Here is a 10621-nt window from a genome sequence, read left to right as displayed (position 1 = left end):
CCTCGCCGAGCAGAAGCTGTGCGAGATAGGCCCCGTCCTGCCCGGTGACGCCCGTCAACAATGCGCGTTTCGTCATACGCCCCTCTTTGCAAGATACCGCGAAAGATACCGCCTTCGCGGCGTAATATTTGCGGCCGAATGGTTCTATAGGCTATCCGGGCGCGCCGATACAAATCGGCGAGACGCATGATCTCGTCTTAGCTCATGACGGAGTCGGCGCGGCTCGACGCTCCGCCTGCGGCTCTCGCAGACGCTCGCGCCGCGCGGGGAGGGCGGCGACGATGCGCTTTCGCTCCTCCTCGGAGGCGTCCCGCCAGCCGGCGATCTCCGCCATCGTTCGCGCGCAGCCGATGCAAAAGCCGGTCTGCGCGTCGATCCGGCAGATTTTGACGCAGGGCGTTTCGATCATGTGCATTTCTTCATAAGTCGAGTCGCCGATTTCCTGCAAGTCCCAGTTTTCCAAGCCAAACTGAGGCAGCGCAGACTCATATATCGAGTCTGATCGACCGCATAAGACGAGTCAATGACCCCATAAATCGAGTCGGATCGCGATGGCCGTCTGCCCAAGGCCGCAGACGATCGCGGTCGGAAGCCTCTGAACCACTTTGGCGCATCGCGACGCCGTCAGGAGGGGGCATCCAGTCCATCACTCACGCTACTGTCCAAATTTCCGGAGCCGGCTCTTCTCAATGCCTATAACTGAGGCTGACGCTGAAGCCCCGCGGCTCGCCGCGGTAGAACGCGCCGTTCGATGTGAAATTTGGCAGGTTTCCCAAGTTTGTGGCGCTCGCTTCGATCTTGAGCCTGTCGTGGAGGCTGTAGGAGAGCGAGACGCCGAGCATCTGCTGGGGCGCGAGCTGAAAGCCGTATGTGTTGGGGAGCGTCGCCTGCGCGCGGCTCGCATAGTAATAGCTCGCTCCCAGTCCGAGGCCTTTCAGGACGCCCGAATCGAAGGCGTAATCTGCGGACAAGCTATAGACGCGACGCGGCGCTCCCAGAAGATCGCCGCCTTTCTGCGACGGAATATCGGAATCCTTCGTCACGACGGCGTGCAAGAGGGTCGCGACGCCGGCGATGCGCAGATTGGGTAGGATTTCACCGCCGACATTGATTTCGACGCCATGGCTGTGCTGCTGGCCGGTCACGAGAGAGTAGAATCCGGATGGATTCGCCGGATCGGGAATAGCGACGTGATCGCGCGTCACGTCGAAAAGCCCGAGCTCGAAGCTCATTTTGCGATCGAGGAATTCGTGCTTGCAGCCGATTTCGTATTGCGTGTCTCGTTGCGGCGGAGGCGTCTCGCCGCGTTTCAGACGCACGGACGCATTCGGAATGAGCGACTGGCCGAAGGCGGCGAAGAGCTGCGTATGTTCCGAAGGCCGAAACAGAAGTCCGGCGCGCGGGCTGAAATAGCCTTTCACGCCTTTCGCGACGTTGGCCACGGCCTCGCCCGACAAGGCGCCGAAGGGATCGAACATCAGTTCGCGTTGGGCCAGAAGGTCGTAACGGCCGCCGATCAGGATGCGCCATTGCGGCGAGAGCTCGATCAAGTCCTGCGCATAGGCCGACTGGCTCCAGGCGCGCGCTGTCCCATTCGCCCAATTTGCGCCCGCATAATCGACGCCGAGCGGATAGATCGGCGCAAAAATATCGATCGGAAGCAGCGCATTGCGCGCGATCATGTCCGAATGGCCGAAAAAATAGTCCCAATGTTCGAGGCCGAGAAAAGCCGCGTGCGAAAGAGAGCCCGTAGCGAAATGACCATCGAGGCGCAGTTGCGCGTCGAAACTGCGCGTGGCGCCGCGCGTGCGGACTGGATTTCCGAGCGTCAGCGAGCGAAGGCCGTCGTAACCCCACCCCTGAAACCAGCCGTAGCGATTGGCGGAAAGGAAATAGTCGACGACCGCGGCGACCTTCCAATTCGTGTCGAGCGCATGTTCATATGTGAACGTCAGATCGTCGGAAAATGGAGATTCATGTTCGTTGGCCGGAGCGCCTGCGTAGAATTCGCGGCGGATATCGAGAAAGATCGGCGAGGCCGGAACGCCGTCGCGGTAGACGAGCCGATTGGCGTTGTGTTCCGCGCGCAGCGTGATCTTGTCGCCGTTGTCGGCCCGATAGGCGAGCATGGGGGCGATGTCGAAGCCCCTGGCGCGCACGAAATCGACGAAGCTCCCGACGGTCTGCGCGGAGCCGGTCACGCGAAATAGCAGGTTGCGGGCGTCGTTCAAGGGCGTGTTGACGTCGATTGTCGATCGAACCACGTCGAAGGCGCCGACGGTCGCGACGCCTTGGAGGAACGCCGCGTCGGTCGGCGCTTTTCTGATGTAATTCGCCGCGCCGCTATAGCCGCCGAGCGCCCTGCCGAACAACATGGCGCTCGGACCTTTGAAGAATTCCACATGGTCGACTGTGGAGAGATCGACATCCTGCGACGTGAAACCGTGCGCAGCGCCGTCGAAGAGAGTCAGTCCGGCTGGAAAGCCGCGCATGACGAAGCTCGGCGAATAGCCAGAATTCGATGATGTCGAGTTGACGAACACACCGCTGACGGCCTTGCCCAGATCTTGCGAGCGAGGCGCGGCGCGCCCGCTTCGCGAACGGGGCTCTTCTTCGATCCGCTCGACGCGTCCGTTTCGGTCGTCGTCGGAGCGCGTCTCTTCGGACATTGCCGGAATCGCGCTGACGAGGAGCGCTGCCATAGTGGCGACAGAGGCGCGACCGGCAGGAGAGGCGTCGATCATGTCAGTCCGGCTTTCTCGACCTGTCGAACGTCTTTGGCTTGCGATCGGCTTCGGCGCGCCTTGCGCTTCGTCCACCAGATATAGACGCCGGTGACGGACAGCATGACGATGGCTAATCCCAAGGCGCAAACGAAAAGCTTGTAAGGAAGTCCGAACAGATTGGCCGTGTGGAGCTCGATGAGCCAGGTCGTGGACGTCGTCCCGTCGCGCTCGCCCGTCGGAAGGCTGAACGATCGCAATTCGCCCGTGCGCGCGTCGATGAACAGCGATGTCCGGCCGGCCTTGTCGCCGATGTCGCGCGTCGAGCGCACCCGGTACTCGTAAAGCCCTCGTTCGCGAAGAAAATAGAGCGCGAGCGGCCGTTCGACCGAAAAACCGTGATCGCGCGCCAGCGCGGCCATCGCTCGTTCGGCGATCGCCTGCGCCTCCTCCCATTCGAGCGGCGCCGTTTGGTCGCTTCTGCTCGGCGGAGCGATCGGCCGCGCCCAGACAGGCGTTTCGTAATCGAGAAAAAGCCGCATCGCTCCGCCATAGAGATTTGGCAGCGTAAAACTGACGCTCGACCAGGCGAAGACGAGCAGCATCGCCCACAGCCAGAGCCCACCAGCCCGATGCAGGTCGAAATTGACGCGATAGAATGAAGACCGCCATTTGATCCGCCAAGCGTCTTTCCAGCGCGAGAAAAAGCCCTTGCGAGAATTTCCGCGAACCGGCGGCAGCGTCAGATAGAAAGCGACGAAGCAATCGATCGTCCACAGCAAGGCGACGATTCCGAGCGCCCAATCGCCGACCGGGCTTATCGCCAGAGACATGTGCAGGCTGTAGACGAACGGCATGATGTCGTTCCTCGAATGGGGAAAACCGCCCCATGTCGCGCGCCCCAGTTCCCTTCCGGTGATCGGATCGAGGTGAATGAAGCCGAAGTCGAGTGGCGGCAAGCCCTCGCGCGCTTCCATGCCGATCATGGCCGAGCCGGGGTAGCCGAGATAGACGGTGACGACCTGTCCTTGCGGCGCGATCTTTTCGGCGCGGCGCGCGAGCGACGCCGCATCGAGCTCTTTCCCGACGGCCTCGATCGGATAGAGGTCCGGCGTCAGCCAATGGTTCAACTCGTTCCAAAAAGCGAGCAGACTGCCCGTGAGCCCCACCACTATGAGGAAGGCCGCCGTGGCGAGGCCGACCCAGCGATGCAGGAGAACGCAGAAGGCGCGGGTCATGACGTTCACTCCTCAGCAAAGGCGCTCTGGCTCGGAGTCGCGGGGCGGCGTTCCCAGCTTGCGTGTTGCCGGCGCCGAACTCGACATCATCGAGTTCGGCGGAAAGTCGGCAGGCGAAGAACACAGCGAGGGGAGAAGCGCGATCGGCGCGGCGTTCCCCCGGCTCGCTGCGTTCATCTCGGCTAACGGGGAAGGGGTCGACTCCGCTTCACCACTCGACCCGCAATGTCCCGACCGCCGTGAAGGGCGGCGCCGCCAATAGATTGAAGCGCGAATTGGCGTTGAAGAAATTGTCGACTCCGGTGAAATAGCGAACATTGTCGATGTTGCGCAAATTGAGTTGCGCGGTGAGCTTGTGACCTTCGAGCAGCGTCGTATAGCTCGCGAAGGCGTCGAGCCGCGCCCATCCGGGAATGAGGAATGTGTTCTGCAGATCGCCCCAGGCGTGCGTCGTCGCCGTGACGCCGCCGCCGATCCGCAGGCCGAATCCGTTTTCGCCGAAGTCATACGTCATGAAAATCTTGCCCGAATGGCGCGGCGCGTTGACGAGGTGGTCATAGAGAAAGCCGCTTCCATAAGGCGCCAGCGGATCTCTCAGGCTGTCGGCGATGACCTTGGCGTCGATGTGAGCGTAATTGGCGACGATCGCGATGCGGTCGGTCACACGGCCGATGACATCGAAATCGACGCCGCGACTGCGCTGTAGGCCCGCGGGCGTGCGCGCGAGCGGGTCGGGCGAGGAATAGTCGCGCGTCAGCACGCCGGATTTGGTGATCTGGTAGAAGGCGAGCGTCGCTGTCAGCCCCGGCAGGGGCTCGGCCTTGAGGCCCACTTCCCACTGCTTGCCACGTTGCGGCGCGAAGGCTTCGCCAGAGGCGGACAAACCGTTGTTGAGGCCGAAAGACTCCGAATAGCTGCCGTAGACGCTCAATTCGGGAAGAAGGTCGTAGACGAGTCCGACGCGCGGGCTCCATGCCGTGTCGGTGCGCGTCCTGGCGCGCAGACGATTGGCGATGGCCAGGTCCTTCGTGGCGTCGTAGAGCGGCGCGCCTGTCGCGGGATCATAGCCGCCTTCCGAAACGCCGCCCGTTACATCGGCCACGTCGTAACGTGCGCCGAGCATCAGATGCAGCGTGTCGAACCAGGTGACGTGATCCTGGACGTAGAAGCCCTTCTGACGCGCGAGATTGGAGGAGTGCGACTTGAAACCGGTCCCGATCACGCCGTCCAAATAGGCATAAGACGGAACCGTTCCGTAGAACGGCGCAAATGCGTCGATTGAATAGACGCCAGCGCCGCTGCTGTAATAGTAATCATAATAGCTATTGAGATAATCGAGCCCCATCAGGAATATGTGCCGTCCGCCGAGCGCGTCGAACTTTCCATCGAGATCGATGTTCGTCGAAAAGGCTTGGCCGGAGATGAACTGATATTGCGTCGTGCGCTGCAGGCTGCGGCCATCGGCGTCGAGGCAGAAAGTCGTGTCGACGCAATTGCCGACGAGATTTGGCTTCGAGAACAGCGGCGTCGCGGCGTAGTTGAATCTGTTCGTGATCTTCCAGTTCTCATCGATGTTCTGCTTGAAGATATAGCCGAGGCTGTAGCTCTCGATATGATCGCGCGGGTCGTTCGGCTCCTGAAACGAGCGGCTCAGCGGCAGCGGCGCGGGATAGGCGCCGAAGGCCGGAATTCCGGTGTCGCTCTGAGCCCGCTGACCGAGGTACTGCGTGTCCACGGTGAATTCCGTCCAGGCGCTCGGGCGATAGCTCACCACTGGGGCGACCAGCGCCCGCTCTCCGCCCTGGAAGGCGCGGAATGAGCCATTGTTCTGATAGGCGCCGGAAACGCGATAGGCGAGGCCCGGAACCTCCGCGACGGGCGCGTTGACGTCCCATTGCGTGCGGTAGTGATCGTAGGAGCCGAATTGCTGCTCCACGACCACGCGCCTTTCGTCGAGCGGCTGCTTCGTGATGAGATTGATGAGTCCGCCGGGCTCCGCGCGTCCGTAGAGGATCGACGCAGGGCCTTTCAAAATCTCGATACGCTCCAAGTTCGCAGTGTCGAAGGCGCCGGGATTGCTGTCTCCGCTCGGAATTGCAAGATTGTTGCGATAGATGTTGAGGCTTCGGAAGCCGCGAATGGTGAAATTGTAGCCTTCCAGCTCGTTGCTGTTCGAATGCACTCCAGAGACATTTTCGATCGCTTCCTGAACGTTTGTGATCTGCTGGTCTTGAATGACCTGCTTGGGGATCACCTGCACGGAGACCGGCGTCTGCCGGATTGGAATATCGGCCTTCGCGCCTGTCGTGGCGTTGCGCACGACATAACCTTGCTCCGGCGTCTTTGGTTCAGTCGAAGCCCGTCCCGACTCGGAGCCGGGGCTCGGACGTGTGGCGTCTATGTCGATCGTAGGCAGCGTCTCCTGCGCGCGCGCGGTGGAAGAAATAAGGACGAGCGTAAGCGCGCCGGCGGAAACGCCGCGCGACAAAGTCGAGCGAAACATGAAACGACTCCCGTTGCGGCCATTTCCGGCCGCTTTGAGCGAACTGAAAATTTGTGGCTTTCAGGCCGATGCGTTCGGTCGGATCAGGAGACGAAAGGCGGCGCGCGCGAGGACCAGGACGTGGCCCAGCCTAGAGGAGGGCTGCCGGAGTCGGCCATCGAAAAGCGGATCGTGGAGATGGCCGCTTTCGGCGACGAATAGGCGACGACGCCGAACAGCACGGCGAGCGCGAACGCCGATGCGTCGCGGCTATTCAGGCAGCCGATGCAGCACAGGAAATGGCCGGAATGTTCCTGCGTCGGAGCGCCGTCGCCGAAATGCGTTCTACAAATTCGGCCGTCCGCCGACGTCACGACATCGACCGCAGCGCCGCGGTCGCCGACGAGTTCCAACGGAACCGTGATTGTGAGTCCCTGCAGCACGAACAAGCAAAGCGTCACGCCCGCCATTATCGCGCGCGTTGAAAATACTTTTCGTGCCGAAAAAAGCCACATAGCGCACCATTTTACGTAAGCCGAATTGCAGATCAAGCGCTTCAGAGCCCTATTGCGCAAATATTTTCGCCATGTTTCAGCCAGGAGACGGCTCCCGGCGCGGCGACCACGGCGCGCGCCGAAATCCGGGCCATCTGAAGTCGTTCTCGGCATCTTTTTGCGCCGTTCTCTTCCGCGCTCGTCGGTCTACATCCCGCCGCGCAAGCGCCGCAGCGCCTTCGTCGAAGGCGTTTCGGCGCGTCTACAGAGCGCGATCGGCGGAAATCGTTTTCCGTAAGGGGATCGTCTCGCCCTCGGGTCTCGATCGCCGCCCCGCGCATGTGCCATCGTCAGTTTTATCGTCGACAACGAATTGGAGAAGATGGTCGACCGCAATACCGATGTTCCGGTTGACAGTCCGCAACGAAACACCGAATCGCTCGGCGATTTCCAGGTAGCTCATGCCATAGAGACGGCTGAGCAGGAACATCTCGCGAGAGGGCCGAGGCAGCCGCGCAAGGCTGAGCTGCACGCACCGGAGCGTGATCGCATGTTCCAGGGCGCGCATGCGGGCGAAATCTCCGCAAGTCCGTTCGTCGAATTCTGCATCTTCGACGAAATACGCCATGCGAGTTCGTCTCCTTCGCGACCAATCGATCGCCATGTTGGATGCGATGCGAAAGAGATAGCCGCGCGGGTCGACGATCTCCTCGGCGTTCTCCAGCTCGAGCAGCCTGAGATAGGCCTCCTGGATGATGTCTTCGGCGTCGTCCACTCCGACCCGGCGGCGCACCAGGCTGTTGAGCGCTCGGCTATAATGTCGAAACAGATGATCTACGGACCGCTCCGACCGGCTCATCGCGGGCTCCCGTCGATCGGAGGGAGGCGCTCGGCGCAAATCGTCGCCGGCGCCGCGCTGCGAGGCGCGGTCGGTCGCGCCGACGCTTTTTGTGAGCATAGGCCGGAGCGGGGGCGCAGGATGTTTACGCGACAGCGCAAGGGACGCTTCGGCGACAAAACTCTCTTGATGATCGAACATAGGCGCTCCCATCGGCGCAAAAAGAAGATGTGGCGTCGAACGACGCTGCGGGCGTCGTTCGATCGCGAAGCGAATGAGCGTTCAGAAGCAGAGGTCTTTGGGAATGGTCAGGCTGGAGGAGCGCGGGCTCGATGGGCGCGCTCGCGCAAGGCGATCGACAAATGAAATATGTCGCTGCTTATCTTCGGCGCCATAGAGGAAAAACGAACATCCGCCTTTCGACCACAGGTCCCGGCGAACGACAAGGCGCCGCATCCGAACGCGCAAAGTGTGCAGTCGTCGCATAGCGGACACGGGACGCTCGGCGACGGATGGTCGGTCGTAGCGTCTCTCTGTGAGCACGTTTGGCTTTGGGAGACGTCGTCTCGTCCCGCGAGCGTCGCCGCGAAGCCCGCCGACAGCCCCAAGACATAGAAACAAGTCAACAGTGCGAAGAGAAATTGCCGAAGCACGCTGAGACTCCGCCTGTCACAGCTCATCTTAACTCGACTATACACGATGCGCAGAGTTGCGCAATCGACACTCCCTTTCATCGCGCCACCAGACGCAACCTCTTTCGGCGTCGTCCGCGAGCGCCGGCCAGCGCATCGCGCGCGATCGAGGAGCACTCCTTTTCCTCTTCGAATGCGCATCGCGGTCAAATGCCGCGCGCATCGGTCGGACAGAAAGAGTCAAACCGCTAGGGTCGAAGCGCGCGCGAGCGATCCGAGAAAGCGCACAAAAAAATGTTTGGCACATTCGCCGCGCCTCGAACGTCTAAGTCAGTGAGAATGCGTACGCCGACGGAAATGGTTCGTCGTCGCGGGCGCCTATGGGGGTGCACGATGTCCAAATCGTTAGATGCTCTTGCGAGCCGCCTCGCGCCGTCGACCGCGCAAACCGATCCGGAGTTAGGCGTGGAGTCGAACGAAGGCGTGCGTGCCGTCGATCGTCGTTTGGATGGGGAGGGTCGGAAATCGGATGCCGACGGGAGCCATTCCGCGTATCCGCTCTATGTGTCCTTCGGCAATCATTATCTTGCGCGGCAGGCGGATATCGAGTCCAGCGCGAGGACCTATCCGCGAAGCTTGCCGATCGCCCTCAGAACGGGCCGCGGAATCGTGGTGGAGGATACAGAAGGGCGTGAATACATAGACTGCCTCGCGGGAGCAGGGGCATTGGCGCTCGGGCACAATCACCCGATCGTCGTCGAATCCATCCGTGCGACACTAGCGGCGGAAGCGCCGTTCCAGACGCTCGATCTGCCGACGCCGCTGAAGGATCGATTTACCCGCGAGCTGTTCGACAGTCTCCCGCCAAAATTCGCCGAGGAGTTCAAAATACAATTTTGCGGTCCGTCTGGCGCGGATGCGATCGAAGCGGCGCTCAAGCTCGTCAAGACCGCGACGGGAAGGCGAGGCGTCGTATCATTCCACGGAGCCTATCATGGAATGACGCATGCGACCCTCGGCGTCAGCGGCGAACCGACGCCGCGGCGAGCGGTCGGCGGGCTCGGCGGTGAGGTGCAATTTCTGCCTTATCCTTCGGACTATCGCTGTCCATTCGGACTCGGAGGCGACGCCGGGACGGCCATGGGCGCGCGGTATATCGAAAACCTCTTCGACGATCCGAACAGCGGCGTGCTTTTGCCGGCAGGCATGATTCTCGAGGTCGTTCAGGGAGAGGGCGGCGTGAATCCGGCCCCCGACGATTGGTTGCGGACGGTCCGCGATATCACGAAACGGCGCGGCATTCCGCTGATCCTCGATGAAGTGCAAACAGGTCTCGGGCGCACGGGGCGAATGTACGCATTCGAACATGCGGGTGTGACGCCGGACGTGCTCGTGCTGTCGAAAGCGATCGGCGGGCGGCTGCCGCTATCCGTCGTGATCTATCATCGCGATCTGGATCTATGGAAGGCCGGCGCGCACGCCGGGACGTTTCGCGGCAATCAGCTCGCCTTCGCGTCAGGCGCCGCGACGATCCGCCATATCATGCGCGAAAAGCTCGATCTCGACGCGGCGAAGATGGGCCATCGTCTTCGGCAAGGACTCGAGTCGATCGCCGACGACGCCTCCTGCATCGGAGATGTTCGCGGGCGAGGCCTCATGGTCGGCGTGGAAATTGTCGACGGCGCCTCGGAAGGAGCGCCTCGGCCTGCGGCTCCGGAGACGGCGCGAAGAATTCAGTACGAGTGCTTGCGTCGAGGCCTCATTCTCGAACTCGGCGGACGGTTCGCGTCGGTTGTGCGCTTCCTGCCTCCACTTATCGTGAACAGCAACGAAATCGATGCAATTCTCGACAGATTCCAGGCGGCGGTGAACGCTGTGGATCGAATCCATGCTTCCTCCGCATGTCGTTGAGGGCGCGGAGGCAACTTCACTGTTCGAGAACACAACGAGGAAAAGTCATGGCGTGGGACGAAGAAGACAACACGGTCTATGCGGTCGTCGTCAATGAAGAGGAGCAATATTCGATCTGGCCGGAACACAAGCAGATCCCGGGCGGATGGCGCTCGGTGGGCAGGGCCGGCTCGAAAGCGGATTGTCTCGACTTCATTCGACAGGTCTGGATAGACATGCGCCCGCTCAGCTTGCGTCGCCGCATGCAGGAGGCCTCGCCTCCGAGAAGCTAGAATTCCCACCGCGTCCGCGACCATAGCGATC

General features: G+C 61.5%; 8 protein-coding genes. 2 read left to right on the top strand and 6 right to left on the bottom strand.

Annotated elements, in window-relative coordinates; translation table 11 throughout:
* Positions 1-202 precede the first annotated feature (202 nt).
* The 6 genes from Mspo_RS17065 to Mspo_RS20325 all read right to left on the bottom strand — a co-directional run bounded on the left by Mspo_RS17065 (position 203) and on the right by Mspo_RS20325 (position 7796).
* Complete coding sequence (locus Mspo_RS17065; protein WP_159731851.1) at positions 203-409, bottom strand: DUF1289 domain-containing protein; 207 nt, start codon at positions 407-409, stop codon at positions 203-205.
* A 277-nt stretch (positions 410-686) separates the two neighbouring features.
* Positions 687-2669, bottom strand: a complete 1983-nt coding sequence (locus Mspo_RS17060; protein ID WP_244613517.1) for a TonB-dependent siderophore receptor — start codon at positions 2667-2669, stop codon at positions 687-689.
* 71 nt (positions 2670-2740) lie between these two features.
* The gene (locus Mspo_RS17055; protein ID WP_159731847.1) at positions 2741-3961 is read right to left on the bottom strand and encodes a PepSY domain-containing protein; all 1221 of its coding nucleotides are present in this window, start codon (positions 3959-3961) and stop codon (positions 2741-2743) included.
* A gap of 208 nt (positions 3962-4169) precedes the next feature.
* Complete coding sequence (locus Mspo_RS17050) at positions 4170-6464, bottom strand: TonB-dependent siderophore receptor (protein WP_159731845.1); 2295 nt, start codon at positions 6462-6464, stop codon at positions 4170-4172.
* Between the two features lie 83 nt (positions 6465-6547).
* On the bottom strand, positions 6548-6904 hold the full coding sequence (locus Mspo_RS17045; protein ID WP_159731843.1) for a hypothetical protein: 357 nt from the start codon (positions 6902-6904) through the stop codon (positions 6548-6550).
* Positions 6905-7199: 295 nt separating this feature from the next.
* Positions 7200-7796, bottom strand: coding sequence for an RNA polymerase sigma factor (locus tag Mspo_RS20325; RefSeq protein ID WP_159731841.1), 597 nt, complete (start codon positions 7794-7796; stop codon positions 7200-7202).
* 1004 nt (positions 7797-8800) lie between these two features.
* Here Mspo_RS20325 and Mspo_RS17035 point away from each other — a divergent pair.
* Positions 8801-10318, top strand: a complete 1518-nt coding sequence (locus Mspo_RS17035; protein ID WP_201281734.1) for a diaminobutyrate--2-oxoglutarate transaminase — start codon at positions 8801-8803, stop codon at positions 10316-10318.
* Positions 10319-10365: 47 nt separating this feature from the next.
* Positions 10366-10590, top strand: a complete 225-nt coding sequence (locus Mspo_RS17030) for an MbtH family NRPS accessory protein (protein WP_159731837.1) — start codon at positions 10366-10368, stop codon at positions 10588-10590.
* Positions 10591-10621: the final 31 nt, after the last annotated feature.

This window comes from Methylosinus sp. Ce-a6 (assembly GCF_009811655.1).
Taxonomy (GTDB): Bacteria; Pseudomonadota; Alphaproteobacteria; order Rhizobiales; family Beijerinckiaceae; genus Methylosinus.
Note: the sequence above shows the minus strand (reverse complement) of the source record. Positions and strands in the feature narration are given on the sequence as shown.

Excerpts from the sequence above, each read along its gene's own strand:
- Mspo_RS17065 (WP_159731851.1), bottom strand. The coding sequence starts at position 409 with ATGATCGAAACGCCCTGCGTCAAAATCTGCCGGATCGACGCGCAGACC.
- Mspo_RS17060 (WP_244613517.1), bottom strand. The coding sequence starts at position 2,669 with ATGTCCGAAGAGACGCGCTCCGACGACGACCGAAACGGACGCGTCGAG.
- Mspo_RS17055 (WP_159731847.1), bottom strand. The coding sequence starts at position 3,961 with ATGACCCGCGCCTTCTGCGTTCTCCTGCATCGCTGGGTCGGCCTCGCC.
- Mspo_RS17050 (WP_159731845.1), bottom strand. The coding sequence starts at position 6,464 with ATGTTTCGCTCGACTTTGTCGCGCGGCGTTTCCGCCGGCGCGCTTACG.
- Mspo_RS20325 (WP_159731841.1), bottom strand. The coding sequence starts at position 7,796 with ATGAGCCGGTCGGAGCGGTCCGTAGATCATCTGTTTCGACATTATAGC.
- Mspo_RS17035 (WP_201281734.1), top strand. The coding sequence starts at position 8,801 with ATGTCCAAATCGTTAGATGCTCTTGCGAGCCGCCTCGCGCCGTCGACC.
- Mspo_RS17030 (WP_159731837.1), top strand. The coding sequence starts at position 10,366 with ATGGCGTGGGACGAAGAAGACAACACGGTCTATGCGGTCGTCGTCAAT.